Genomic DNA, 24,178 nt, shown 5'->3' with positions numbered 1-24,178 from the left:
TGGGTCGTTAGACCGTGACCGCTTTCTTCTGTGAGAGCGACTGCGGGATGGAGACCTGATAGACCGTGGTCGCACCGTACTGGGTAGTAATCTTCACCTGTGCGGTCTGACCTTCCGAGAGTCCGTTGCCGTCGTCGCTGAGCAGGTCGGCAGGGACCGTTAGCCGAAGTCGGTCGTCCTGGCTGTTGAGCACGGGACGCGACTCATCGGTGTCCTTGATCGGACTGATAGCGAACTCGTTGCTCGACGGGGCGATGACGACTTTGTTGCCGACCATCGAGGAGTTGTTCCCGACGAGCGTCGTCGCGTTGTCCGGGCCGATCCATTCGATCGTCGCTTGGGAGAGGTTGATGTCGTCCGAACCCGACCCGCGCATGACGGTGAAGTTGACGAGGTCGACATGACCACTGCCGGAGACGTTACCGTACACGCTGACGATATCGACGCGGTTGGAGACCTGTGCGCTGCTGTCCTGTCCTGTCTGTTGAGACTTCGATTGGAGGAAACCCGCCGTGTTGATGAGCACGCCCGCCGCAATCGCGGCGACCAGTACCATCGCGATGAACACGATGAGCGTCCCGATGCCGACCTGTCCGCGGTCGTCGAGTCGCTTTTGAAGTATGTCTTTCATAGTTCTCGTTTGTCCGGTGCCGTATCGGAGAGTACCGGACACGCATGCCTATCATAACAGTAATCTTTTAAAACTTTTCGTTTACTAACAAAATAGATCAGTTTCTGTTATCTTCTAATCGGGCCTTAGAGCGTTTGATAGACCAAAAACAATATAGTAGTGTGTATTTAGTATTTATTCTGTTAGTTCTATTTGGGAGAGGTCAAAAACCGACCGCGATTCGGTCCGGGATCGTGTTATTCGTCCACCACTTCGTGAAGCGGGTTGGGGACCGTCCCGTGTTCCGACGCGTGCGGGCGACCGTCGGCGTCCTCGTAGCCGTAGTCGAGCAACCGATTTCGGTTGAGACAGAGCTTCGTGAACTCGGGTTGGAACAGGTCGAACAGTTCGAATCGCTCCTCGAGTTCGGGGAACTGGGCGTGATACGCCTCGATGGCATCACGCACACCCAACCAGAACTGCTCCTCCGAATAGTCCGAATGTGTCTCCAGCGCGTCGGCGACGTACCGGAAGACGCAGACGAACAGTCCGGAGAAGATGAACTGACACAGTCCCTCCGGTGGTTCGGTTCGCAGGACATTCGAGAGGTCCTCCGGAAGCGACTGGAGTTCCGGCAAGGGTTGGTCGCTGACGTTCACGTCGTCCACGAAGTCCTTCACGGCGAGTCGATGTGGGCGACCCTCCTTCAGCACCAGCATCGTGTTCTGGCCGTGCGGTGAGAACACCGTTCCGTACCGGTAGAGGTAGTGAAGCAGCGGCGGCAACACCGTCGAGAACAGTTCATCCAGCCACTCCTCCATCGACAGGCCGGACTTCTCGACGAACGATTCGAGGTACGGCGTTCCGCCCTCGACCTGCATCAACGCCGACAGCGTGATGGCCTGTTCGTCGTCGTTGAGGAAGGAATAGATGCTCTCGCGCCACACGCAACCGAGCAGTTCGTCGTACTGGTAGGCGGAGCCATCGAGCCGTGAGAAATCGGGATGGTCGTAGTTCAGCCCCGCTATCTCGCCGGGGAGGATCAGATCACATTCCTCGCGGAGGTACTCGTCGTCCTCGTAGATTTCCTTGACGTACTCCGTCACTATCGGCGCGACCTCGGTTCGTTCGCCCGGCAGTCCGCGGTAGACGAGCGTGTTGAGGAGTCTGAGCGGCAGTTTGACGTGATGGCGCTCCAGTTCGTCGGTGTTCACGAACGTTCGGATCGACTGCTGGGGTAGGTACTCGTCCGGACCGTCACCCAGCGGGACGATGGCGTTCGATGCGATTTCATCCGCGAACAGTTGGACGATGCTGTCCTCCCACTGCCACTCGTGGACCGGCAGGAAGTAGTAGTCGTCCGGGTCGAGACCCTTGGACTCCAGTTTCGAGCGGAATTTCCCGTAGCGCTCGCCGAGTTCGTCCCGAACCAGCGACTCGTGGTCGAGGTCGGTCACGGCGCTGAAGGTGGCCCGCGAGCGGGATACCGCCAGCCACGAGAGCGTCACGGGTTGTTTCCGCTCAGGTGCGTAGTCGAGGTAGTCCTCGTAGCCGAAGCCGAGTCGCCCTTTGTTGTAGGTTATCCACGGATGCCCCGTCATCTCCCCTTCGAGTTCCGCGTAGTCGAGCGACGTGAGGTCCCGTTCACCGTCGCGGGTTCCCTCCTCGATGTGGGCGTCCGCGAGCATCGTGTTGCGGTACTCCCGGACCAGGTGTCCGGCGGTCATGTCCGAGACGCCGATGGTCCTCTGTGCGTCGAGCAGGAACTCGACCGGATCCGTCGCCGGTTCCCAATCGCCGGATTCCCGGCGCTCGATGGAATCGGGATGGACGCTCGACCAGTCGAACAGCCGTTCGTCGGCCTCGAACCGATATTCGATGCCGTCCGATAATCCGAGATGGAGATACCCGTCCTCGGTTTTTCGGGGTGAGATGAGGTCCTCGTAGCTGAACTCGGCCAGCATCTTCGCCAGCAGTCGGCGGCCTACGCTCTCCCAAATTTCGGGGGAGAGTGCGTCCTCAAGTTGTTCGTACTCGATCCCGTTCGTCTCGTCCGCGTCGTGAATTGGTGTCTGTTGCATGGTCAATCCTCCCGTGTGGTCGTTGTCCGCTCGTCGGAGGCTCGTTCGTCGTCCGAGCGTTCGCCGTCGCTCAACCGATCACCGTCGCTCAATCGTTCGCTGTCGGGCGATTTTTCACAAAACCGCTCGACGGAGAAGTCCTGAAAGACGGTGTCCTCGTCGGTCGGATACCGTTCCTCGCCGAGGAGCGATTCGATGATGACGGCGTTTCGCTGACAGCACAGCCCGAGGTCGGGTGAGCCGACGCCGTGGCTGTGGAGTCCGGGGTTCTGAACGAACAGCCGTCCAGCGCCGTCGAACTCGATCTCGTAGTTCTCGGCGACGCGAATTCGACCCTTCGCGTCGCGACCGATTCGGTCCTCGATTCCGGCGAGGAAGGGTGATTGTGGGCGATGATAGCCGGTTCCGAGGACGACCACGTCGCTCCCGTGAGCGAACCGTTCGCCCGTCTGTCGCTGCTCGCAGGTCAGGCGGTAGCCGTCGCTGGCCTCCTCGATGTCCTCCACCTCGGTCATCGCGAGCATTCCCACGTCGGGTTCCGAATCGCCGATGGAGCGTTCGTATAGCAGGTCGTATATCTCCTCGCTCGTCTCGGGGTCGATTCCCTTGTACAGCAGGTCCTGTTCGGGCAGGATCGAGTCCTTTCGCTCCTGTGGGAGGTCGTAGAAGTACTCGGTGTACTCGGGCGTGAAGTACTGAAGCCCGAGTTTCGAGTACTCCATCGGGAAGAAGCCGTCCGAACGCGTGAACCAGTCGAGGCGGTAGCCCGCCTCTGGTTGGCGTTTCAGCAGGTCGAGGAACACCTCGGCGGCGCTCTGGCCCGACCCGACGACCGTGATGGCTTCGGCGTCGAGACAGCGCTCCCTCCGGTCCAGGTAACTCGCGGTGTGGAACACGTCCGACTCCGGATGTCCCTGCAACGCCTCCGGAACGTGCGGAATGCTGCCGACGCCGACCACGACGTCGTCGGCCTCGCATTCGACCGTTTCGCCGCTTTCCGGGTTGCGCGCGGTGACGTGGAACACCTCGTCGGCCTCGTCGTAGCGAACGTCCGTCACGCAGCGGCTGAACGCCGTGTTTTCGAGCGCGCTGGCGACCCACTTGCAGTAGTCGTCGTACTCCCGCCGCGGAACCTGAAACGTCTCGTAGAAGTAGAACTCGTAGAGACGGTCCGTCTCCCGGAGGTAGTTCAGGTAGCTGTACTCGCTGGTCGGGTCGGCGAGCGTCACGAGGTCGGCGAGAAACGGCACTTCGAGGGTCGCGTCCTCGATTAGCATGCCGCCGTGCCACTCGAACTCGGGCTTCTGTTCGAAGAACAGCGCGTCGCAGTCTGTGTCGTCCAACAGCGCCGCCAACCCGAGGTTGAACGGGCCGAGGCCGACGCCGACCATGTCGTAGGAATCGGTCATCGGCCCAACACCTCCGACTCGAACCGCTCGCGCTCACAGATCATGAGCAGGGCGTCCTTCTCCTCCAAGGACAACTCGCGTCGGGGTTCGAATCCGCACGCCTCGAAGACGCCGATGACCTTCTCGTTCCGAACGTCCGGTTCCGTCACGACCCGGTCGGTCTCGTCGTGGCGGAACTGGAACGCCGTCATCGCCCGAAGGAGGGGCTTCGCGTAACCGTGGCCCAGGAACTCCGGCACGCCGATGAGCAGGTGGATGCCTTGGTCGGTGGGCCGGGCGTCGTAGTGCTCCGCGAGGTCGTCGTCCGAAGCCCAGTACGATTCCCAGTAGCTCATCGGCACGTGGTCGAGGTGGCCGACGTAGAGCGTCTGGTGGTCGTCGGCCAACTTGTCGGCCAGCTTCCGACGGAATTCGGGAAGCGGGTCGTCCCACTGCCAGTACGGCAGGACGTGCGGTTCGTTCAACCAGCGGTGAAGCCGACCGAGGTCGCTCCCCATCTCGGCCTGTCGGAACGAAATGGTCGCTTCCGCGTCGTCGTCGTGCGTCTGGTAGTCGTAGTTCGACGCCACGAGTCCGGCGGCCCCGGTCATCGCGGTCCCTCCAGTTCCGTCACGAGCGGGTTCGGGACCTCGGAATAGACGGACTGGTTTTCGAGCGTCCCGGTCAGTTCGTCCATGCCGCGGAAACGTGTCAGGAGGTTCGCCTTGCACGGCAGTCGGCGCTCGGTGAGCAGGCTCGTCACCAACGAGGACTCCTCGCGCTCGAACTCCGCGAGCGATTCCAGTTCCTCGCGGAGGATAGCCAGCAGGTCGCGCTCGTCGGCTAGTCCGGCACAGCCGAAGGCGTTGATGACGCCGAACGTGTTGTTCAGCATCACGTAGTACCTGATTCGCTCGTCCGCCAGCGCGTCGGAAACGAGCGTGTCGGCACGCTCGGCGACGCCGGGGAGGTACTCCTCGACGTCGCTTTGGGTCGATTCCGCGAAGTAGTAGCCCTGATTGTCACGGTACCGGAACGTGTCCGGATACCCCTCCGCAAGCGTCAGTACGCTGTTCTGCTGGTGGGCCTCCAGCCCGATGCCGTGGGTCAGGTAGAGCCACAGCACCGGACGAACCGAGATTTCGAGGTACCGACGGAACCACTCCTCGCTGACCTCGGCGGTGCTCCGACCCTCCCGCGCCGCGATTTCCAACACGATGTTCCCGAGCCGCGAGTTTCCACCGATCGAATCCTGACAGAGGCCGACGATGGGCGTCGCGCTCTTCGCATCCTCGCCGCGGAACGGGTTCTCGCGGAGGACGACTTCGAACCCGGATTCGGGCTCAGGTCCCGCTTCGACGGTCAGATACGCCGGGTCGCGAACCACGTCGAACCCCGGGAACCGCGAGCGCAGTTCGTCGCCGAGTTCCGTGTCCATCAGTTCGGTGATGGCGACGCCGCGTTCCAGTTCCGGCCGCTTGTTCGTCCGCTCGGAGTTGGTGATGGTGACGGCGAGCGACCCCTTCACCATGAACGACGATTCCGGGCTGTACAGCGTTCGAACCGACGACGTCGGGAAGTACTCCCGACCCACCGCACCGAGATGTTCGAGGGAGCCGTCTTCCACGAGCGACTCCACGAACGGCTTCCGAAGCAGATGCTCGGCCTGCCACGGATGGACCGGAATCAGCGCGTCGTCGTTCTCGACGTGTTCGGACACGAACGATTCGGAAACCGACGAATCCTCGCGGAGTTCCTCCTTCACCCACTCGATTGCCGATTCGCCCCGTGCCGAATCGTGCGCGACGAGTTCGGGGGAGACCCGGAAGTAGTGGAGCGGGAAGGACCCGCGCAGTTCCGGAGCGTACGTCGGCGCGTCGCGGTGTGCGATACCCTCCCGACTCTTCGGCGTCGGGTGCAGGAGGTGACCGAAGACGAGCGACTGTTCCGCATCCGTGAACTCGAAGTCGGTGCCGTACAGTCGCTCCGAGTCGTCGGCGCGCGCGCCGACGAACCGCTCGGTCGCACGTTTGCTCGACAGCACGCGGGAAAGCAGTTCGTCGGCGACGTTGTCGCCCGAGCGTTCCAACGACAGTTCCTTGACGACGAGCGACGCCAGCGTGGCGTAGTCGAGGTCCGTCCAGTCGTCATCATCGCCCGCACGGAACCGCACCGGGAGGTCGAACAGGTGGCGACCGGTCGGGGAGCGGTACGACAGCGGCGCGACGATTTCGACGCCGACGGTCGGCAACTCGAACCGAATCGCCTGCCCGGCGGGTGCGGTCGAATCGACGAGTTCGCCCGCGCCCGTCTCCCGCAGATACGAGTTGAGGAAGGCGTGTGTCGTCGCGGACCCGGCGACCGCCGACGCGTCGGCGGCCGTCCGCTCGTCCACTTCCGATAGATGGCTCATCGGCTCACCTCCGGCGAGACGGCACACAGCGAATCGCCGCGCTTGGAAATCGTGTCGAGCACCTCGGCCACGTCATCGAGCGTCGTCCGTGGGTTGAGGAGCGTGAACTTCAACGTGGGCACGCCGTCCACCGTCGTCCGCGCCACGACGGCCGTCCCCTCACGGAGCAACGACTCGCGTATCGCTTCGTTCAGCCAGCCCACCCGTTCGTCCGAGAGGTTCTCGGTCGGCCGATACCGGAAGACGACGGCATTGAGCGTCGGTTCCGCGAGCAGTTCGAACGCCTCATCGTCCGCGAGCAGGGACGCGACGTCCTCGGCGAGGTCGATGGTGCCGTCGATGAGGGTCGCCAATCCGTCCCGGCCGAGCGCCTGAAACGTCACGAACGGTTTGAGCGCGTCGAACCGCCGCGTCGTCTGGGTGGATTTGGCGACGAGGTTCGGCGCGTTGTCGCCCGCCGGGTTGAGATACGAGGCGTTCCGTGCGATGTGTTCGTACTGCGAGCCATCGCGGAGCAGGAACGCGCCGCAACTGATGGGCTGATAGAACAGTTTGTGGAAATCGACGGAGATGGAGTCGGCCCGCTCGATACCCGCCAGACGCTCGCGATGTCGGTCGCTCGCGGCCAGCGCGCCGCCGTAGGCCGCGTCCACGTGGAACCAGAGGTCGTGTTCCTCGGCCCGTTCCGCGAGTTCGGGGAGCGGGTCGATGCTGCCGAAATCCGTCGTCCCGGCGGTGCCGACGAGCGCGAACGGGATCAGTTCCCGCTCGTGGAGTTGCGCGACCGTCCGGTCGAGTGCGTCCGGGGACATCCGGCGGTCGTCGTCGGTTTCGACGGTCACCACGGCGTTTTCTCCCAGTCCGAGATGGGCGGCGGCCTGTTCGGCGGTGAAGTGGGTCTCCTCTGAGCAGAGGATTCGCATCGCCTTCGCGCGCGGCGGGAGCCCCGAGCGCTGTACGTCCGTACCGAAGCGCTCCTTGGCGAACCACTCGCGGGCCAACAGCAGGCCGAGAAAGTTCGACTGCGTTCCGCCGCTGGTGAACACGCCGTCGCCAGCGTCGGCGTCGTAGCCGAAGAGCGAACACAGTTCCTCGACCATTTGAGTTTCCACCGTCGTCGCCGCCGGACTCTGGTCCCACGAGTCCATCGACTGGTTCGTCGCCGAGAGCATCGCCTCGGCGGCCAAGCTAGGGATCATCGGAGGACAGTGGAGATGGGCGAAGCAGGTCGGGTTCTCGACGCGGACCGAGTTCCCGAGTATCGGCGCGGCGGCCTCGATCGCTCCCTCCATGCCCACCCCCTCCTCGGGAATCATCCGCTCGTCCGCGAATCGGTCACGGAGCGACGCGGGCGACTGACCGGAGTACGGGTCGCCGTCCGACGAGTCGAGCACCGCATCCACCGCTCGGTTCATGGCGGTTCGGTACGCGTCATCGCCCTCGTCGCTGCCGATGAACAGCGATTTCGGGGACGTCCGTTCGTCCCGCTCCCGTTCCATCGGCGTCATGTGGTCTTCACCCCCTGTGGTCGTTCCTGTTCGACCGCCGCACCGACCGCCTCGTGGAACCGTTCCGCGATGGCGTCGACGTCGTCTTTCGTGACGATGAGCGGCGGCAGGAACCGGACGGTACTCCCGTGACGTCCGCCCAGTTCCACGATGAGGCCGCGGTCGAAACACTCCGCACGGATGGCCGACGCGAGGTCGGGTGCGGCGGGGAAACTCCCCAACTCGTCCGGTTCGGACGTCACGTCCACGATTTCGGCTCCGAGCATCAGGCCGCGGCCGCGAACGTCGCCGATGGCGTCGAACGCCTCCCCCGTCCCTTCGAGGTGGTCGCGGAGTCGCTTCCCCATCCGTTCGGCGTGTCCCGCGAGGTCGTTTTCGAGGACGTACTCGATGGTCGCCTCACCGGCGGCCATCGCCAACTGGTCGCCGCGGAACGTTCCGGCGTGTGCGCCGGGTTCCCACACGTCGAGCGACTCGTCGTAGACGACGACTGCGAGCGGGAGTCCGCCGCCGACTGCCTTCGAGAGTGTCACCACGTCCGGGGTGATGTCCGCGTGTTCGAAGGCGAAAGTTTCGCCCGTCCGACCGAGACCCGTCTGGATTTCGTCCACGACGAGCGGAATCTCGCGTTCGCGGGTGATGCGTCGGATTTCGCGCGTCCAGTCGTCGGGTGCGGGAATCGCGCCGCCCTCCCCCTGTACGAGTTCGAGAACCATCGCGGCGGGAGAGACGATGCCGCTCTCGGGGTCGTCCAACAGGCGTTCGACGTATCGGCTCGACGTTCGGTGGCCGTCCTCGCCACCGATGCCGAACGGACAGCGGTAGTCGTACGGATACGGCAGGTGGTGGACGTCCGGCATCGTTCCCGGAACGTCCTCTTTCGCGTCCGTGTCGCCCATCAACCCGAGCGCACCGTGCGTCATTCCGTGGTAGCCGCCCTGGAACCCGAGCACGGAGCGGTTTCCGGTGGCCGTCTTGGCGAGTTTCAGCGCCGCTTCGATGGCGTCGGTTCCGGCCGGGCTACAGAACTGCACGCGGGCGGAGTCCGAGAAGTCGTCGGGGAGGCTCTCGAACAGTCGGTCCACGAAGGCGTCCTTCGTCGGCGTCGTGATGTCGAGCGTGTGAAGCGGTCCGTTCGCGTCCAGGACTTCCTCGATGGCCCCCACGACGGCCGGGTGATTGTGGCCGAGCGCGAGCGTCCCCGCGCCCGCGAGGCAGTCGTAGTAGGTGGTCCCGTCCACGTCCTCGACTTTCACGCCTTCCGCTCGTTCGATGGCGAGCGGGAGATGTCGCGGATAGGTTCGGGCGTTCGACTCGCGACGCGCCTGCTTTTCGAGCAGTCGCTCGCTTTCGGGGCGGGTCATCGGACCCTCCCCCTCGAATCGAGTCGCAAAGCCGTCGCTCTCCGTTTCCTTTGGGGCTTGCATCGTTGCATACAGTTTTTAGGCCGACCTAATCCACCGTAAAAGCTCCGATTTTTAGGCTGTCCTAAAACATTGCTGTGCGACAATGTTCGGGAATACTGATGTAATATTTATCAAATCCACTGCGGTTATTTCGTCGAAATGAAAACGTGTTCGACGGATCAGTCTTCGCCGCGTTTCGCCATTAACACCGTACTTTTCGCACCGAGACGCACGCGTTCGGGGAGCGACCCGGAAATGAACTGTTGGAGGAGCGTTTCGCGCGTCGCGCCGAGGATGGTCACGTCGTAGTTGTTCGAGCGATGGATGATCTCTTCCGGTGCGTGTTCCGTCTTGACGATACTCGAACTCGCCTCGGGGACGTCACCGAGTCGGGTTTCGACGTCCTCGATGAGTCGTCTCGCCGCCTCCATCTCCTCCTCGGTGGCGTCCGTCGACACGCAGTGAACGATATCGATTCGAGCGCCCGCGGCCGTCGCCAGTGCATGTGCGAGGTCGACCGCCAAATCGGAGTGAACGCTATCGGCGACGGCCAGCAGTAGTCGGTGTGCCTGTTCGGCCGAGGAACCCAACTCCTCGACGTACGGTTCCAGTCCGAACCGTTCGACGTACACGTCACAGGTCGCGGTTTCGAGGAACCGCTCGATCGTGTCGCCGCGAAGCAACCGCTGTCGCTGTGAAGTCTGCTTTCGCGTCCCGAGAAACACCGCGTCGTACTCTCCCTCATCGACCAGTTGGTGCAACGTCCTCGCCTCCTTGTGCGCGAGACAGACGCTCCCCTGCATCGAATCTCGAAACCCGTTATCCTCGGCCCAATTCAAAAGCCGTATTACGTCATCACGTGCTTTCTTCCGTTCCTCCTCGATCGTGGAGTCCCGTGCGACGGTATCGAGCGGTGTCTGTGCAGGGAAGAGCAGGATGTTGACCAGATGCACCACGCCGTCCCGGGAACGGGCCAGCGACGACGCGGCCCCGAGCAGTCGCTTGATGTCGTACTCCTGTTCGTCGTCCGTCTGGGTGTCCAGAATCGGCACGAGGATTCGGTCCCCGTCGTGGACGTCCTCGTCCTCCTCCATGACGAACTCGATTTCGATGCTCTCCTCCGTCGTTCCGCCATCCGTGACGAGACTGTCGGCCGTTTCGAGCGGGTCGTGCTCCGCCGTTGGGTCGAAAATCATGAATGGCATACACCGGGCAGACATATCAATGCACCAGCGCCGTCAGAACGGTTTTCGAGTTGAATTTTCTCGTCAGTCGGTGAACGGTCCGAAGGGGCTGATTCGATCGCTGGCCGTCCCGTTCTCACCTCCCTTTTTCACGGACGACGACGCCTACGTCAGCGCGTGCGCTCTTGAAATCGCCATCAGTGGCGATACGGCCGAGCATGTCCTGATAGCGCGTCAGCGTGAGGACGTACTCATTGGGCATGGCGTCGGGTTTCTCTTCCGGAGGACCGTAGTCGGGCATCGGTAGCAACGTTCCGTCGTCGAGGGCCAGAACGTCCAACTGGTCGAACGCGGCACCGTCGTGATACAGACGGTATTTCGCACGTCGAAGCGTGTCGGCGGCGGTCCATTCCTCCCACGGGGCGGACGTGGGCGTCCAGTCTCCGATCCGTTCCATGGTGATGTCCCGGTTCGGATACACGAACGAGTCCGGCGCATCGTCGGTTCGCCAGTCGTCCGGGTTCGAGTCGAGCACCGCTTGCTTGTAATCGGCGTTGCTCGCCATGACACATAGTTGCACACCGATCGCTAAATAAGTGTTTGCCAGTCGACTATCGTATTCAACTCGACAGCCGATGGATGCTATTCTGCACCCGGTTTCAGTTGGAGATGACTCCCAGACAACAATTTGTACCCCGACGGCGTAACGGTGTCTGGGGGGATAGTATGGAACACGTAGACGAAAACAAAGAAATAGTCAATCGACTGATCAACGAATTCGTGAACGAGGGGGACGAAGCGGTCGCAGACGAACTGCTCGCGCCGGATTACGTCCGATACGACCCCGACGCACCGTCGGGTGCACAGGGTCCCGAGGAGTTCAAAGAGATGATCCAAATGTTCGGGGAGGCGTTCCCGGACGCCGAAGTCGCCATCGAGGAGATGATCGGCGAAGGCGATTTGGTCGTCTTCCGTGGCACCGAGACCGGCACCCACGAAGGCGAGTTCATGGGTCACGAGCCGACAGGCCAGACGTTCGAGATCAGTGGTCTCGCCATGCATCGCGTCGAGGACGGGGAAATCACGCAGACGTGGGCCAACTGGGACATGCTCGGCATGATGCAGCAACTCGGCGTCGTTCCGATGCCGGACGACCTGATCGAGATGACCGAATAGCCGTTCGACTTCCATTTTTCCGGCCGACGGCGAAACCAACCGGTAGCTTCCTGTTTGACACACACATAGTGATACAGGGGATGGAGAATGGGAGAGATAGCTGTCGGCGAACCAGAAGAACTGGCAACCACCTTAGAGGAGACGGAGTCGCTCGCGATCGTCTGTCATCACCAACCGGACCCGGACTGTCTGGCGAGTGCCTACGCGCTCGAATGGATCGCAACACAAAACGGCGTACACGACACGGACATCTTCTATCAGGGCCACATCACGCACCAGGAGATCCGGTCGTTCATCAGCATCTTCGACATCGAGCTGAACGAGATCGACGATACCGCCTTCGAGGAGTACGACCTCGTCGCGTTCGTTGACCACTCGATTTCGGGGACGAAGGTGGAAATGCCGCCGACCGTCTCCGCCGACGTCGTCATCGACAACGTGGAATCGATCGCCGAGACGGAGGCGTCGTTCGTGGACGCGCGCCCCGAGTACGGCTCGACGGCGGCGATACTCGCGGAGTACGTGACCAACTTGAACGGGAAGCCACCTCGCTTGGTCGCCTCGGCGCTGTTGTTCGCCATCCACCGCGAACGACTGGACGACATCCGCTACCCGACCGAACTCGACTACCGAGCGGCGCTCGACCTCTTCCCGCACGCCGACATCGACCTCATCGAGGAGGTGTACGGGTCGTCGCTCACGCCCGAGACGCTGGACGCGGTGGGGCGGGCGATCCATTACCGCACTCTGCGCGGGTCCGTCCTCGTCTCCAGCATCGGGCAAACCCCCGACAGCGGCGCGCTTCCGCAGGCCGCGGACTACCTCCTTCGGCTCGAAGGCATCCGAACCGTGCTCGTCATCGGTATCGTCAACGGCGACCTCTGGCTCAGCGGCCGGTCGTTCGACCCCCGCATCGACATCGGCGCGGTCCTCAACGGGGCCTTCGCCGACTTCGGCACCGCCGGAGGGCATCAGGACCGCGCCGGGGGACAGGTCTCGCTCGGAATCTTCGCCGACAGCGACATGGACTCGCCCGCCATCAACGAGCGACTGTTCGACATCGTGTCCGAACGGTTCTTCAAAGAACTGGCGCTGGAAGAGGATTAGGACATTCGACCGTTGTCTCCGTATCACTCGTCCGTGAGCTGATTCGAGCGGACGATGACGGAGATGAGGACGATACCGGTCTCGATTTCGAGAGATTTTTCGGAAACAGTCACCACCTTACCCCGTTCGCCAGCCGTCGATTTCGCGGGTCTTCACGATGTATGCGAGAAGATAGAGGATAAGCGCGACCCACATCCCGGCAACGAAGCTCTCGACCCCGACAACCGGAACATCGACGGTAAACCTCGTTCCCCAGACGACGACGGCAAAGAGGATGATCGCAGACGCTCGCCCGGTGACGCCGATGTCCCGGAACCACTGTCCGAACCGCTTTCCTACCGTCGTGGTTCCCGCGGGACCGGCGGCGGTCCCGGTCAGGACGAATCCGGCGGCGACCCACCACCACGAAATCGTACCGAGGTCAAAGAGGCTCGTCACCGTTCCGAAACTGGAGAACAGTACTATCGTTATTTCCCCCCACGTCGGCGAGCGGTCGGGGAACCAGTCGGAAACCGTGCGGACCATGTTTGCCGAATATTCTCAACAAAACAACTAATTTCTTTCTCCGCCACTTCGTTCCGTCCCTCTCACGCGTCCGTTCCGATCCAACGACTTCGACGAAGCCCGGCGATGAGCGTCCGCCGTTCCGTCAGGGCGAAGCCGACCGCAATGACGACGAACCCGACGACGGTGTGGACGGTGATGGTCTCACCGACGATCACCCAACTCGCGATGGCGGTGACGACGGGAACCACGTATGAGACGAGCGCGGTTCGAACCGCGCCGATGCGGTCGATGAGTTCGAAGTACGCCGAATACGCCCCGGCGGTGGCGATCAGCCCCAGATAGAGGACCGAGAGCAGGAGCGTCGAACTCCACCCCGTCGAGACGTGCTCACCGAGACCCACGCTCACGAGGTGGAGGAAGAGACCGCCGAACAGGAGGCCCCAACTGGTGGTCACGAGCGTCGGAAGCGTCGTCTCGAATCGCCGCGTGAGGACGGTTCCGGAACCGAGACTGGCCGCACCGCAGAGGACGATCCACGGACCGAGTCCCGCCGCCGAGAGGAGCATGTCTGGGCTCGGTTCCGCGACGACTGCGACGCCGACGATACCGAGGACGATGCCGAACACCGAGACGACGGATAGCCGCTCGCTCGGCAACAGCAGCCACGCGAACAGCGACGCCAGTATCGGGTTGAGCGCGAAGATCACGGCGGCGACGGGGCCGGGGGTCGACTGCTGGCCGAGGAAGAGGAAGGCGTTCGCTCCGGCGGCGACGAACAACCCGGCAGCACCGATGGTCAGCCAATCACCCGTCAGTTTCGGCCGCCAGTCGTCGTATCGGTAGATGACGGCCGGAAGGAGGATGACCGACGCGATGTCGAGACGGCTCGCGGCGAAGAACACCGGCGGGAGGTTGTGCAGACCGACGGAGATGGCGACGTAGGAACCGCCCCACGCCAACGCGACGTAGGCGAACAGCGCGGCGACGAAACGGGAGTTTCTCACGTCCGTTCCGACACGGGGGACGGATAAAGCGATGTTGACGGGAGCGAGGTTGGCCGGTAGGGTAACCTCGGAGACGAGAGTTCGTTGAAAAAATACGACGGCCCGTGGAGTGCCGTCGTGATGTGTATCGCAGCGATCAGTCGTCGGGGTGTTTCAGTTGGGCGCTACGCTCTTCGAGTTCGTCCTCCCGCACGGGTTGGACGTTCGTCATCGCGTCACGGTTTCGGTTCTTCCGGGACGCGATTCGTTCCGCCCGTCGCCGTTGAAGCCCGTGCAGGACTACCTCCATCCCTTCGGCTTTCGTGATGACGACCACCGCGTAGCGTTCGTCGTTCGGACGCGTGCTCGCCGCGCCGTGAGTGGGATGGCGTTGTGTGGACATGGTTACCTTCTGAGTTACCCGCTGTGTTCTATCGCACGATACGGAGAAGGTTACTCCCGTCCCCTGTAAAAGAATTGAGGCCCTACTGTTCTCGTTCGTGAAGTTCTCAGGGGCTGAAACGGAGATTCGTGGTCGATCCGCCCGACTCGAAATCGGGTCGAAAGCAGGGAGTTGTCGGTATCGACTCCAGAACGTCGAGGGACGATACTCACTCGTTCCGGCGGGCGTAGGTGAGGACACCGGCACCGAGCGCTCCGAGTACGGACACCGCACCGAGTTGTTCCATCGACGGCGACGGCGATGACTCGCCGTCGCCATCCGTTCCGCCCGCATCGGACGTCGTGTCCGGCGTCGCCGTCCGACCACCGGTTGCCGACGAGCGTGACGCGGTATCCGTCGTCGTTTGCGTCGCTGTGGACCGGGTCGTCGCGGTTGTCGTGGCCCGGTTTCCCGTCACGACCCCGAAATCGGTCAGGGCGTCGCGGAGGGTGGTGATTTCGAGGTTCCGGTCCTTGGACATGCGAATCGTCTCCCGAACGCGAGCAGGCGTGAGCGTCTCCTCCCGACTGTGTCCGACGAATATCCCGAGTGCACTCTCCTTTCGTACCCTGTCGAGGAAGTCGCCGATTTCCGACGCCGACAGGTCGTCGCCGCGGAACACCGTTCGGCCGAGATGATACGGATCGAGCGATTTCCGCGGATTGAACCCGCCGTGATGCTGGTTGGCGAGCACGTCGTAGTACTCCGGAATCAGTTCCTGCACCCGTCCCTGCGTCCGTCCGAACGGGAGCACGATGGCCGAGATATCCACACCGAATCCCTCCAGCGTCCGCTTCGAATCCGCGAGCGAACGGCGGATCCGCTCGTCAGTGTAGCGTTCGGTGACGCCGTCGACCGCCGTGAATCCGGTCCGAAGCGGTTTCTCGCTCACGAGGTACTCCCCCGAGGAATCCTCGCCACCGTCGGCGACGGTGAACGTCGCCGACCGATTATCGTTTTCCACCACGATTTCGTCGCCCGGAACCCGACTGTGGAAGTTCGACTCGACGTACACCTTCGTATCCCCCGGTTCGATGTCCTGCGTGACAGCGATCGCTCCCAGTGCTCGATGCCGAACCGAGTGGGACATGATCTCCCAGCCGTCGCCCTCCATCTCCCGTAACTGCTTCGGCGAGAGCCACGACGAATGCCCGATACGATCGGACACCGCCGCGATACAGCCCGGAACGCCTTCGTCCTGATGCACGGGGAACGTTTCCGTGTAATCCTCCTCCGGCGAATCGTCGTAGATGAACACGACCCGCCCGCCCGGCCCATCCGTCGAGCGGGCGGTAACGGGTGAGCTCAGGAGGGAGAGACTAACCGCGCCGACGGACGCACAGAACCCGCGTCGAGTAGATGTCGGTGTGCCGGTCACAGCACTCCCCTCGTGCAAAAATCGCGCTCGAACTCGTTCTCGGATTCGTTCGCTCGTCCGTTTCTCGGAGGCGTGCATGTCACCGCGTTGTAGCTCGTCGTTGAACGTTCGGCAGGAACCATCTCACGAGGCGAAACGGCGGAATACGAGTTTGTTATTCGCCACCTTCGGGGGGGTGTTGCAGTGCCTGAAAGGGGTATTCTACGGCCTGCAACGGAATGGTTCGAACCCTGAACCGGGGTATCTCAAACCCTGAATCGGCACAACCGATGTCTACTTCCCGACGAAACCGTCCGCACACCGCCGCCCGGCCATCGTCGAAACGTGATACTTCGGCCACAAATCAGTGGGTGGTTCGCGTCGTGCATCTCACGGAGAATGCCCGAAATTCCACGGCGACGGGTACTGGGGGGAACTGCTGGGTTGGCGTTCGCACTTGCGGGATGGGGGGCGAGCGGCGGCCGTGAGAACGAACTCGGGGTCGTCGACTCCATCGTCACCTCGACGGCGGAGTTGGAAGCCACGTTCAGGAACCTCTCGCCCGGCGAGACGGTCCTCATCACGGGAAAGAACGCACCGTATCGAACGACGGGGTGGCTCGACATCGACGTGAGCGACGTCACCGTCGTCGGTCCCGGCATCCGGACGCTCATCAAACCGGCGGCGGACGCCAACGCTGGCGGGTTCCGTATCGGTCATCATCGTCACTGCGAGGACGTCACGATTCGCGGCATCGGCTTCGACGGCAACCCCGAGGAGCAGAGCATCTTCACGAAGCTCTGTCACGGCATCATCGTCCGTGACGCCGAGAACGTCACTATCTCGGGAAACTACGTGACGCGAACGCATCCCTACCACGAACACAGCACAGGCGGGAGCGGCATCAGCGCCGAACGGGAGAGCCGGAACGTCCGCATCCTCGGCAATCGCATCGAAGACATCGGCGACAGGGGAATCCAGGTCGGCGGCACGCGCGTCGTCGTCTCCGGAAATACCGTCACGAACGGACTCGACCGCTCTATCTCCTGTGACATCTGGCGACGGGGACGCCATCGACAAGGGAAACACATCGCCGTCGTCGGCAACGTGCTGGGGAACAACCGGGAGGGCAGTCTGATCGGTCTCGGCGGCGATAAAACGCAGGGTAACGGCGGCTACGTCCTCATCGCGAACAACCTCGGCTTCGGACACCACAAGTCGTTCTTTCACCTCGGCTTCGACGGGACGACCCACGCCGTTCGAATCGCCGACAACGTCAGCGCACAGGAGAAACGGGACGACTACTCGGGTATCTCGCTCGATATCGCCCACGCGAACCACATCACCGCCGTCGACAACGACCTCTACGGCTACGGTGGTCGCGGAATCAACGTGACCGACGGCATCACCGATTTCGTCGTCGCGCGAAATCGGATTCGAAACGTCGCGAGCGACGGCATCAGGATCGACGGCGCGGAGGACGGCATCGTTTCTAGAAACACGATTTCGGGGACCGGGCGGACGGGAATCATGCTCGCCGACGCCCGGTTCGTCACGGTCGAAGGGAACCGCCTCAATGATCTCGACCGCATCGGACTCGTCGCCGCCGGTGGCGAGACGAACCACGAACTCCTTAACAACCGAATCCGAAACTACGCGGCCGGAAAGGGCCACGAAGCCGGGATGTTGGTCCGGAGTGAGGGGAATCTCGTCCGGCGAAACCGCATCTACCGGAGCGGCGGACCGGCAATCGTGGAAGGCGACGGGGCGGACAACTGCTACGAAGCCAACTGGTCCGACGTTCGGGGACCGTGGCACGTCTCAAGTCCGACGTCGCGCGTCCGGAACAACACGCCAGCGTTCGACGTTCATCGCGGCGTTGCCGTCGACGAATCGGGACACGCAACGGTGAAATTCGATAAGCCCTACGCACAGCGTCCGAAACTCACGTTCGGGCGCGTCGGTGGCGGTATTCGTGGCGTGGAGTATCGGACGGCGAAAAGCGGCGACTTCGACGGCGTGCGACTCAGCACGAACTCGCCGAACTCGAAACTCGACCTGTTCGTGGAGTCAGTCTGACCGACCCGCGGCGGCTGGTTCCCCCGCGGAAAGCCGAAGGAAGACAACGCTTCCCTCGGTTTCCTCCTCCAGTTCGTCCCACCTGTCGCGGTCGGTCGGATGCTGGTAAAACAACTCCGGCGGCACGTGTGCGCCCTTTCCCTGCGGTTTCTCGGGCATCAACACGTAGTGGCCGTCCCGTGGCCCTCGGAGGTGAACGCGGTAGTAGATCTCACCGTCCCGCGCCGTGCGCTCCTCGGCGACCCGTTCGACCGTGAACTCGCGCGGGTCCCGGAGCGGGCCGGTGTCGGTTCCGACCGTGACCGCATCCCCGCGTCGCAGTCGATAGAGCACCGATAGCAATCCGCCGCCCGCCGCCTCCCGTGCGAACTTTCGTTGTGGCATACAGAAAGGGACGCGCCGGACGGGGATAAACGAATCCGCGCCGACGGCGTCAAACGGGTGATTCCGTCCGATCCCACCCGATCCCCGCCCGAACGTTTCTGCCGACGCGGGACGAACGGGGCGTATGAAACGAACGACGACGGCGGACGCGGCGAATTGGTTCGACGTGTTGCTGGAAACCGAACGGGCACAGGCCGCCTCGATGGTGTTGTCGCCCGGACAATCGACGGGCGGACCCGAGAATCGCCACGAGGGGAGCGAACAGTGGCTGTTCGTGATTTCGGGACGGGGGAAGGCAGTCGTGGCGGGCGAGACGGTCGGCCTGTCGGCGGGCGACCTCGTCTGTATCGAGCCAAGGGAGACACACGAGATCACGAACACCGGGGAGGAACCGCTGGAAACCGTCAACCTGTACGTGCCGCCGGAGTATTGAAAACAGGATCCGACTGCTGACTACAACCGTTCGATTTTGATGAAATGACGCGTGAGGTCGGGAGCGTCCCCGGTCTCGAACAGGGAGTTGAACGAGGCGTTCGGGTCGGCGCGGAGGCGGGCGAAGCAGTCCCGACAGACGGTCGCGGAGTCCGCGGCGTCGGAGGACGACGTTCGGACGGGGGAAGAACGCCCTTCGATTTCGGTGCGGACGACGCGGAGAACGGCGTCGTCTCGGCAGCGCGAACAGGCTGAAGCGTCCGATGCGGACTCGTTGGGTGCTGACGTCTCGGGTGTCATCGCTCGTCGGGACCACGACGGTGTCGCGCAAGAGTATGCGGTTCGTACGGATTCGAGGACGGGACGGTAGCTACGTCCTACTGTCGGAAAACTGCCCCACGAAAGGGTGATGCTCCGGATCGGCCTAGCGTCACTTGGGGAAACGGAGGTGAATTTTTCGTCCTACGTGCCCCCACTGCGAGAACCATCAGGAGGAATCATGGCAGTCCAATCGCGAGACGAGAAACTACAATCCGTACCCCTCTATCAGTTCGAGGGAACGGATGTGTGGCAGGAGGGGGACGACCACGCCCGACTGCGGGGCTATTTCCCGCTGTCGCCGGGGACCCCGCAAGCGAGCGAGGTGGCGGGCGAGGACATCATGCTCGTCTGCATCGAACTCGAACCGGACAACTACCTGCCGACACACCGCGACAGCAACGAGGAGTTGTTGCACGTCACGGCCGGAACCGTCGAGGCGACGGTCGGCGACGAAACGATAGAACTCTCGACCGGGGAAATCGCGCTCGTTCCGGCCGAGGAACCGCACAGCATCCGGAACGTCGGACGGAAGGCGGCTCGTATCCTCGGAATCTTCCCGAACGACGAACTGACCGCGACGTTCGAGAAACCGATGGAACCGTTCGGCACGAACGTCATCACCATCGGCCCAGACGCCGAGATGGAGTGAGTCCGGCGGTGACTCGCCGTCTTCGGACGGCGGGTCGGCACACGCTTTTATTCCGCCCGACCCAATTTCGACCGATGCTCATCGCCCACGGTGACGACCAATATCGGTTCATCACGCAACCCGACCACGCGGCGTTGGCGGGGCAGTTCGCGGAGCACTGGGGAAACGAGACGTTCGAGCGCCCGGAGCCGTTCGCCGCGATGACCCTCGTGGCGACCACCCACGACGACGGTTGGTGGGAGTACGATCGAAAACCACACCTCGAAGACGGCGACCTCGTTAACTTCGTGAGCGTACCCGCCGACGAGTGGGTCGAATTCTACGACGGCGGCATCAGCAGCGTTGCCGAGTTGAACACCTACGCCGGACTGCTGGCGTCCATGCACGGTTCGGGACTCCGCCGCCGACGCTACGGCCTCTCCACGTCGTGGCCCGACACGCAACCCGCGTTCGAGGAGTTCGTGGCGAAGGAGGAGGAACGACAGACGAGACTGGCGGGCGAGTTGATGGAAGCCGACGAGGACGAGGAGGAACTCTCGGACGAGGACATGGAACTGCTCACCGCGCTTCACAAGCAGGGAGAACCGCCCGAGAGAACCACGAGTCGCCTCTGGTGTAACTACGAACTCCTACAAGTGTGGGACGTCCTGTCGCTGATCCTCGGGACGACCGAATCGCCGGACGAGACGACCATCGAGGACGTGCCGACGGCACCCGGCGAGGAGGTTTCCATCACGGTGAGACCGGTCGGCGACGGTGAATTCGAACTGGATCCGTACCCGTTCGACGAGTCGCCCCTGACCGTCTCCGTGGCCGCTCGAGTCGTCCCGAAGGGCGACTACGGGACGGAGGACGACTTCTGTCGGGCGTACTACGCCGGGGAGTACGAGACGGTCGAGTTCACGCTTCACGCATGATTCCGTTGTTTCACGACTTCCGCGGGGAGCGCGTACTCGTCTTCGGCGGGGGACGGGTCGGCTACCGGAAGGCCCGTCGCTTCGCGCGCGAAGCGACGGTCGTCGTGGTCGGAGCGGAGTTCACTGACGAGTTCGAAGAACTGGGCGAACACCGACAATCGGACGAGCGAGGCGCACGCACCTCACTCGTCCGGGCGCACGTCTCGCCGGGGGACGTGGATTCGTGGCTCGACAGGACGGAACCCGCACTCGTCGTCGCCGCGACCAGCGACGACGAGTGCAACGCGGCCATCGAGCGAGCGGCGAGCGAGCGCGGAATTCTGGTCAACCGCGCGGACCGGAGCGGCGAACGGGAGTCGGGAAGCGTCGTCGTTCCCGCGACGGCCCGCGACGGCGACGTGGTCGTCGCCGTCGGAACCGGCGGGCGCAGTCCGGCACTGAGCAAGGAACTCAGGAAACGGATCGAACCGGAACTGGAGGGGGCCGAAACCGTCGCGGCGGTCACGAGCGACCTGCGGGAAGCACTGAAACGAAGGGACGTTCCCCCGCACGAACGGCGCGACGCCGTTCGTGCGGTTGTCGACTCGGATGCCGTATGGAACGCCGAGGACGAGAAAAGCGCGAGAGAGGAAGCGGATGCGATCGTGGAACGAGTTTTGTAATGGTTACGGTTCGAACTGCCGGAGCGCGACGAACCGGTCCTCAGCCGATCCGTCGGCAAGCGCGTCCCGCGCTCGCTCGACGCCATCGTCGATGGTGTTCACGTCGTCGCGGGCGTACAACCGAAGTCCGGCGTTGAACGCGACGGCGTCCGCGAGGTCACCGTCGCGCTCGCCGGTGAGAACCGCCTCGGTGATTTCGGCGGAGTCGGTCGCCACGTCCTCGACGGCGAGCGCGTCGCCGTCGAAGTCCATCCCGTGGCGGTCGGTCTCGATCTCCGCGCCGTCCCACTCGACGTACGTCGTGTGGCCCGGTCGAACGTCGTCGTAGCCCTCCAATCCCTGGAACATCAGCACGCGCTCGACGTCCTGCGTTCGGCTCTCGGAGAGCGTGTTGATCATCCGCTCGCCGAACGTCGTGTGGAAGAAGCTTCCGAGATGGACCGACGCGTCAGCGGGGTTGGCGAGCGTTTCGACGGTGTTGACGAACGTCCGCACGCCGAGCGCCCGCCGGTCGTCTTCGAGGGCGGCGACGGCAGGATTGAATTGTGCTTGGTCGTAGAAACCGAAGCCGACCTCGTCCGTCATCGCGGCGCTTTCTTCGGGTGAGAGGTCGGTTTCCACGCCGAGTTCGGAGAGGACGTGCCGGTAGGCAGAGCCCTCGCTCATGGGGACGCGGTCGCCGCTGTGGGCGACGACGGGGGTTCCGGCGGCCGCCGCGACGAGTCCCGACGCGACGCCGAGGAGCGCCGTCCGGGATTTGCCGTCGTAGTTCGCGCCGCAGTCCACGGGGTCACAGTCCGGTGCCGCGATTTCGACCGACTCCTCGCGCATCGCGTCCACGAAACCGGCCAGTTCCTCGGGCGTGTTGCGCTTCCAGCGGTTCGCCACCCAGAAACCGCCGAGCGCGACGGGGGACACGTCGCACGCGAGGATTTCCCCGAAGGCGAACTTGGCCTCCTCGTAACTCATGTCGTCGGCGGACTTCGGCCCGGAGCCGACGTGTCCGACGAAGTCCCGAAACTCACGAGTCATCACTCGACACCTCGCTCCGAGACGGCGGCGTCCGCGAACGACGGCACGCCGACCGACGGCGCACCTTCGAGGAACTCGGCCACACGGTCGCGCACGGAGACGACGTCGCCGACGACGGTGACCGCGGGCGGTTCGATGCCCACCTCGTCGCGCCGCTCCACGATGGTGTCGAGCGTCCCTGTAACGGTGAATTCGTCGTCACGCGTCGCCTTCTCGATCATCGCAGTGGGCGTATCCTCGGGAAGTCCCGCGTTCCGCAGTGCGGTCACGTTGTCCGGCAGGCGACGGACGCCCATCAGGATCACCAGCGTCCCGCCCGCTCGGACCGTCGCCGCGAGTCCGTCCCAGTCGAGCGCGCTCTCGGCTTTCGTCGGGTCCTCGTGGCCGGTGACGAACGTCACGGAGGAGGCATGGTCGCGGTGGGTCACCGGGATTCCGGCGACCGCCGGCGCGGCGACGGCGCTCGAAATCCCCGGGATAATATCGAAGTCGATTCCGGCGGCCGCGAGGTGTTCTGCTTCCTCGCCGCCGCGGCCGAACACCGTCGGGTCGCCGCCCTTGAGCCGAACGACGTCCTTCCCTTCGCGTGCCAGTCGAACGAGCAGGCAGTTTATCTCCTCCTGTGTGGTTCGCTCGCCGTCCGGACCGGGTCGCTTGCCGACGTACATCCGCTCCGTGGTCTCGGGACACGACTCCACGATTCGGTCGTCCGCGAGGTTGTCGTGACAGACGACGTCCGCGTCGTCGAGTAGTCTCCGCGCCTTTACCGTCAGCAGTTCCGGATCGCCCGGTCCTGCACCAACCAAATAAACCGTTCCAGTGTGCATGCTCATGTTCGTCCTCCGCGTCGTGCGCTCCGGTACCGCGCTCGGTAGCCGTCTTCGGCGTCGTCTTCCCCGCACTCCTCCATCTTCTGAAACTCCCGTACCTTCGCGATGAACAACGAACACGGCTCCCGGCAGGGGAACTCGCCGTCCCCGCGCGGAACCGCGATTTCGTCGTCGTCCGCCGCGTCCCATTCGCGCCGCGCACTGCACTGTGAATCCACACAGCAGGCTTCGACGGCGTGGTCGAGCGCTTCGCGTCCGATGTCCCCCACGTCGGCGTACACGCCGGTTTGGCGCTCGGCCGTCTCCCGAAAGTGGCTCACGTCGAGTTCGCCGTTCCGCTCGCGGTACCAGTTCGAAATCGTCGCCGGGTAGACGAACTCGACGGCCCGCAGGAGGTCGGCGGCGTCGAGGTCCAAAAGCACCCAGCCGGTGGGAAGCGTCGACGCCGTTGCCAGCGGGCGGTACTCCCCGTCGTCCGTGAACCGCACCCGGTCGCGCGTTTCTGCGGGGTCGGCGTGGGAGTCGAGTTCGTCCAATTCCTCGTCGCGGTCCTCGACGTGCCGAATCTCGTATCGACGGCTACCGTCAGCGGTCCGCGTGGTCGTGATGGCGAGTTGCCCCCACGTTCGGGTCGCGTCGTGGTGTTCGTCGCTCCCGCCGTCCGCCAGCCAGCCCAAAAACGCATCGCGGGCCGTCTCGGCCTCGCTACG

Annotated in this window: 25 protein-coding genes; 7 read left to right on the top strand and 18 right to left on the bottom strand. The window is 63.4% G+C overall.

All coding sequences use genetic code 11. From position 1 onward, the window contains the following. Positions 1 to 7: 7 nt before the first annotated feature. The 9 genes from NKF26_RS13225 to NKF26_RS13185 all read right to left on the bottom strand — a co-directional run bounded on the left by NKF26_RS13225 (position 8) and on the right by NKF26_RS13185 (position 11,155). Positions 8 to 631 carry an archaellin/type IV pilin N-terminal domain-containing protein gene (locus NKF26_RS13225; RefSeq protein ID WP_253228569.1) on the bottom strand — a complete coding sequence of 208 codons (624 nt, stop codon included), beginning with the start codon at positions 629 to 631 and terminating at the stop codon, positions 8 to 10. 236 nt (positions 632 to 867) lie between these two features. Further along, positions 868 to 2,691, bottom strand: a complete 1,824-nt coding sequence (locus NKF26_RS13220; RefSeq protein WP_253234428.1) for an IucA/IucC family siderophore biosynthesis protein — start codon at positions 2,689 to 2,691, stop codon at positions 868 to 870. 2 nt (positions 2,692 to 2,693) lie between these two features. Beyond that, positions 2,694 to 4,100 (bottom strand): lysine N(6)-hydroxylase/L-ornithine N(5)-oxygenase family protein, encoded by a 1,407-nt coding sequence (locus NKF26_RS13215; RefSeq protein WP_253234427.1) that lies wholly within the window; start codon positions 4,098 to 4,100, stop codon positions 2,694 to 2,696. Further along, a complete protein-coding gene (locus NKF26_RS13210) occupies positions 4,097 to 4,690 on the bottom strand; it encodes a GNAT family N-acetyltransferase (RefSeq protein ID WP_253228566.1) in 594 nt (197 codons plus the stop codon). The genes NKF26_RS13215 and NKF26_RS13210 overlap by 4 nt, the downstream gene beginning before the upstream one ends. After that, positions 4,687 to 6,492: an IucA/IucC family siderophore biosynthesis protein gene (locus tag NKF26_RS13205; protein ID WP_253228565.1), complete on the bottom strand. Its 1,806-nt coding sequence runs from the start codon at positions 6,490 to 6,492 to the stop codon at positions 4,687 to 4,689. The genes NKF26_RS13210 and NKF26_RS13205 overlap by 4 nt, the downstream gene beginning before the upstream one ends. Beyond that, on the bottom strand, positions 6,489 to 8,000 hold the full coding sequence (locus tag NKF26_RS13200; protein WP_253234426.1) for an aspartate aminotransferase family protein: 1,512 nt from the start codon (positions 7,998 to 8,000) through the stop codon (positions 6,489 to 6,491). Before NKF26_RS13200 ends, NKF26_RS13205 begins: the two co-directional genes overlap by 4 nt. Next, positions 7,997 to 9,364, bottom strand: coding sequence for a diaminobutyrate--2-oxoglutarate transaminase (locus tag NKF26_RS13195; protein WP_369682142.1), 1,368 nt, complete (start codon positions 9,362 to 9,364; stop codon positions 7,997 to 7,999). Before NKF26_RS13195 ends, NKF26_RS13200 begins: the two co-directional genes overlap by 4 nt. Before the next feature lie 221 nt (positions 9,365 to 9,585). Then, positions 9,586 to 10,602 (bottom strand): universal stress protein, encoded by a 1,017-nt coding sequence (locus tag NKF26_RS13190; protein ID WP_253228562.1) that lies wholly within the window; start codon positions 10,600 to 10,602, stop codon positions 9,586 to 9,588. 124 nt (positions 10,603 to 10,726) lie between these two features. Then, complete coding sequence (locus NKF26_RS13185) at positions 10,727 to 11,155, bottom strand: hypothetical protein (RefSeq protein ID WP_253228561.1); 429 nt, start codon at positions 11,153 to 11,155, stop codon at positions 10,727 to 10,729. Positions 11,156 to 11,316: 161 nt separating this feature from the next. On the opposite strand from NKF26_RS13185, the gene NKF26_RS13180 reads away from it, so the two are divergent. Both NKF26_RS13180 and NKF26_RS13175 read left to right on the top strand, forming a co-directional pair. Beyond that, positions 11,317 to 11,766 carry an ester cyclase gene (locus NKF26_RS13180; RefSeq protein ID WP_253228560.1) on the top strand — a complete coding sequence of 150 codons (450 nt, stop codon included), beginning with the start codon at positions 11,317 to 11,319 and terminating at the stop codon, positions 11,764 to 11,766. A gap of 87 nt (positions 11,767 to 11,853) precedes the next feature. Beyond that, positions 11,854 to 12,873 carry a bifunctional oligoribonuclease/PAP phosphatase NrnA gene (locus tag NKF26_RS13175; protein ID WP_253228559.1) on the top strand — a complete coding sequence of 340 codons (1,020 nt, stop codon included), beginning with the start codon at positions 11,854 to 11,856 and terminating at the stop codon, positions 12,871 to 12,873. A gap of 117 nt (positions 12,874 to 12,990) precedes the next feature. On the opposite strand, the gene NKF26_RS13170 is transcribed toward NKF26_RS13175, so the two are convergent. The 4 genes from NKF26_RS13170 to NKF26_RS13155 all read right to left on the bottom strand — a co-directional run bounded on the left by NKF26_RS13170 (position 12,991) and on the right by NKF26_RS13155 (position 16,183). Beyond that, a complete protein-coding gene (locus tag NKF26_RS13170) occupies positions 12,991 to 13,398 on the bottom strand; it encodes a hypothetical protein (protein ID WP_253234424.1) in 408 nt (135 codons plus the stop codon). Positions 13,399 to 13,460: 62 nt separating this feature from the next. Next, complete coding sequence (locus tag NKF26_RS13165; RefSeq protein ID WP_253228557.1) at positions 13,461 to 14,384, bottom strand: EamA family transporter; 924 nt, start codon at positions 14,382 to 14,384, stop codon at positions 13,461 to 13,463. A 136-nt stretch (positions 14,385 to 14,520) separates the two neighbouring features. Next, entirely contained in the window at positions 14,521 to 14,766 is a 246-nt protein-coding gene (locus NKF26_RS13160) for a hypothetical protein (protein WP_253228556.1), read from the bottom strand. A 208-nt stretch (positions 14,767 to 14,974) separates the two neighbouring features. Continuing rightward, the gene (locus NKF26_RS13155; RefSeq protein WP_253234423.1) at positions 14,975 to 16,183 is read right to left on the bottom strand and encodes a polysaccharide deacetylase family protein; all 1,209 of its coding nucleotides are present in this window, start codon (positions 16,181 to 16,183) and stop codon (positions 14,975 to 14,977) included. A gap of 378 nt (positions 16,184 to 16,561) precedes the next feature. Here NKF26_RS13155 and NKF26_RS13150 point away from each other — a divergent pair, with 378 nt between their 5' ends. Then, positions 16,562 to 18,241, top strand: a complete 1,680-nt coding sequence (locus NKF26_RS13150) for a right-handed parallel beta-helix repeat-containing protein (protein ID WP_253228554.1) — start codon at positions 16,562 to 16,564, stop codon at positions 18,239 to 18,241. Here NKF26_RS13150 and NKF26_RS13145 read toward each other — a convergent pair. After that, complete coding sequence (locus NKF26_RS13145) at positions 18,233 to 18,625, bottom strand: hypothetical protein (protein WP_253228553.1); 393 nt, start codon at positions 18,623 to 18,625, stop codon at positions 18,233 to 18,235. The two genes, NKF26_RS13150 and NKF26_RS13145, sit on opposite strands and share 9 nt — an antisense overlap. Before the next feature lie 124 nt (positions 18,626 to 18,749). Between NKF26_RS13145 and NKF26_RS13140 the strand changes: the two genes are divergently transcribed. Further along, positions 18,750 to 19,058 carry a cupin domain-containing protein gene (locus NKF26_RS13140; protein ID WP_253228552.1) on the top strand — a complete coding sequence of 103 codons (309 nt, stop codon included), beginning with the start codon at positions 18,750 to 18,752 and terminating at the stop codon, positions 19,056 to 19,058. Positions 19,059 to 19,078: 20 nt separating this feature from the next. On the opposite strand, the gene NKF26_RS13135 is transcribed toward NKF26_RS13140, so the two are convergent. Further along, positions 19,079 to 19,357, bottom strand: coding sequence for a hypothetical protein (locus NKF26_RS13135; RefSeq protein WP_253228551.1), 279 nt, complete (start codon positions 19,355 to 19,357; stop codon positions 19,079 to 19,081). Between the two features lie 199 nt (positions 19,358 to 19,556). On the opposite strand from NKF26_RS13135, the gene NKF26_RS13130 reads away from it, so the two are divergent. The 3 genes from NKF26_RS13130 (at position 19,557) to NKF26_RS13120 (ending at position 21,606) form a co-directional block, all read left to right on the top strand. Beyond that, a complete protein-coding gene (locus NKF26_RS13130) occupies positions 19,557 to 20,027 on the top strand; it encodes a cupin domain-containing protein (RefSeq protein ID WP_253228550.1) in 471 nt (156 codons plus the stop codon). Between the two features lie 74 nt (positions 20,028 to 20,101). Then, on the top strand, positions 20,102 to 20,944 hold the full coding sequence (locus tag NKF26_RS13125; RefSeq protein ID WP_253234422.1) for a DUF3891 family protein: 843 nt from the start codon (positions 20,102 to 20,104) through the stop codon (positions 20,942 to 20,944). Further along, a complete protein-coding gene (locus NKF26_RS13120) occupies positions 20,941 to 21,606 on the top strand; it encodes a bifunctional precorrin-2 dehydrogenase/sirohydrochlorin ferrochelatase (RefSeq protein ID WP_253234421.1) in 666 nt (221 codons plus the stop codon). Before NKF26_RS13125 ends, NKF26_RS13120 begins: the two co-directional genes overlap by 4 nt. Before the next feature lie 3 nt (positions 21,607 to 21,609). Here NKF26_RS13120 and NKF26_RS13115 read toward each other — a convergent pair whose 3' ends face one another. The 3 genes from NKF26_RS13115 to NKF26_RS24385 are packed head-to-tail and all read right to left on the bottom strand — an operon-like array spanning position 21,610 to position 24,145. Further along, the gene (locus NKF26_RS13115; RefSeq protein ID WP_253228547.1) at positions 21,610 to 22,638 is read right to left on the bottom strand and encodes an anthranilate phosphoribosyltransferase; all 1,029 of its coding nucleotides are present in this window, start codon (positions 22,636 to 22,638) and stop codon (positions 21,610 to 21,612) included. After that, positions 22,638 to 23,471, bottom strand: a complete 834-nt coding sequence (gene cobA, locus NKF26_RS13110; protein ID WP_253228546.1) for a uroporphyrinogen-III C-methyltransferase — start codon at positions 23,469 to 23,471, stop codon at positions 22,638 to 22,640. Before cobA ends, NKF26_RS13115 begins: the two co-directional genes overlap by 1 nt. After that, on the bottom strand, positions 23,468 to 24,145 hold the full coding sequence (locus NKF26_RS24385) for a DR2241 family protein (RefSeq protein WP_369682141.1): 678 nt from the start codon (positions 24,143 to 24,145) through the stop codon (positions 23,468 to 23,470). Before NKF26_RS24385 ends, cobA begins: the two co-directional genes overlap by 4 nt. Positions 24,146 to 24,178 lie beyond the last annotated feature (33 nt).

Source organism: Haladaptatus sp. AB618 (assembly GCF_024136965.1).
Taxonomy (GTDB): Archaea; Halobacteriota; Halobacteria; order Halobacteriales; family Haladaptataceae; genus Haladaptatus.
The sequence above is the reverse complement of the archived record's forward strand: the minus strand, read 5'-3'. Positions and strand labels throughout refer to the sequence as shown.

Excerpts from the sequence above, each read along its gene's own strand:
- NKF26_RS13205 (WP_253228565.1), bottom strand. The coding sequence starts at position 6,492 with ATGAGCCATCTATCGGAAGTGGACGAGCGGACGGCCGCCGACGCGTCG.
- NKF26_RS13120 (WP_253234421.1), top strand. The coding sequence starts at position 20,941 with ATGATTCCGTTGTTTCACGACTTCCGCGGGGAGCGCGTACTCGTCTTC.
- NKF26_RS13125 (WP_253234422.1), top strand. The coding sequence starts at position 20,102 with ATGCTCATCGCCCACGGTGACGACCAATATCGGTTCATCACGCAACCC.
- NKF26_RS13170 (WP_253234424.1), bottom strand. The coding sequence starts at position 13,398 with ATGGTCCGCACGGTTTCCGACTGGTTCCCCGACCGCTCGCCGACGTGG.
- NKF26_RS13225 (WP_253228569.1), bottom strand. The coding sequence starts at position 631 with ATGAAAGACATACTTCAAAAGCGACTCGACGACCGCGGACAGGTCGGC.
- NKF26_RS13190 (WP_253228562.1), bottom strand. The coding sequence starts at position 10,602 with ATGATTTTCGACCCAACGGCGGAGCACGACCCGCTCGAAACGGCCGAC.
- NKF26_RS13210 (WP_253228566.1), bottom strand. The coding sequence starts at position 4,690 with ATGACCGGGGCCGCCGGACTCGTGGCGTCGAACTACGACTACCAGACG.
- NKF26_RS13220 (WP_253234428.1), bottom strand. The coding sequence starts at position 2,691 with ATGCAACAGACACCAATTCACGACGCGGACGAGACGAACGGGATCGAG.
- NKF26_RS13180 (WP_253228560.1), top strand. The coding sequence starts at position 11,317 with ATGGAACACGTAGACGAAAACAAAGAAATAGTCAATCGACTGATCAAC.
- NKF26_RS13115 (WP_253228547.1), bottom strand. The coding sequence starts at position 22,638 with ATGACTCGTGAGTTTCGGGACTTCGTCGGACACGTCGGCTCCGGGCCG.
- NKF26_RS13160 (WP_253228556.1), bottom strand. The coding sequence starts at position 14,766 with ATGTCCACACAACGCCATCCCACTCACGGCGCGGCGAGCACGCGTCCG.
- NKF26_RS13175 (WP_253228559.1), top strand. The coding sequence starts at position 11,854 with ATGGGAGAGATAGCTGTCGGCGAACCAGAAGAACTGGCAACCACCTTA.
- cobA (WP_253228546.1), bottom strand. The coding sequence starts at position 23,471 with ATGAGCATGCACACTGGAACGGTTTATTTGGTTGGTGCAGGACCGGGC.
- NKF26_RS13150 (WP_253228554.1), top strand. The coding sequence starts at position 16,562 with ATGCCCGAAATTCCACGGCGACGGGTACTGGGGGGAACTGCTGGGTTG.
- NKF26_RS13140 (WP_253228552.1), top strand. The coding sequence starts at position 18,750 with ATGAAACGAACGACGACGGCGGACGCGGCGAATTGGTTCGACGTGTTG.
- NKF26_RS13215 (WP_253234427.1), bottom strand. The coding sequence starts at position 4,100 with ATGACCGATTCCTACGACATGGTCGGCGTCGGCCTCGGCCCGTTCAAC.
- NKF26_RS13200 (WP_253234426.1), bottom strand. The coding sequence starts at position 8,000 with ATGACGCCGATGGAACGGGAGCGGGACGAACGGACGTCCCCGAAATCG.
- NKF26_RS13130 (WP_253228550.1), top strand. The coding sequence starts at position 19,557 with ATGGCAGTCCAATCGCGAGACGAGAAACTACAATCCGTACCCCTCTAT.
- NKF26_RS13195 (WP_369682142.1), bottom strand. The coding sequence starts at position 9,364 with ATGACCCGCCCCGAAAGCGAGCGACTGCTCGAAAAGCAGGCGCGTCGC.
- NKF26_RS13185 (WP_253228561.1), bottom strand. The coding sequence starts at position 11,155 with ATGGCGAGCAACGCCGATTACAAGCAAGCGGTGCTCGACTCGAACCCG.
- NKF26_RS13135 (WP_253228551.1), bottom strand. The coding sequence starts at position 19,357 with ATGACACCCGAGACGTCAGCACCCAACGAGTCCGCATCGGACGCTTCA.
- NKF26_RS13145 (WP_253228553.1), bottom strand. The coding sequence starts at position 18,625 with ATGCCACAACGAAAGTTCGCACGGGAGGCGGCGGGCGGCGGATTGCTA.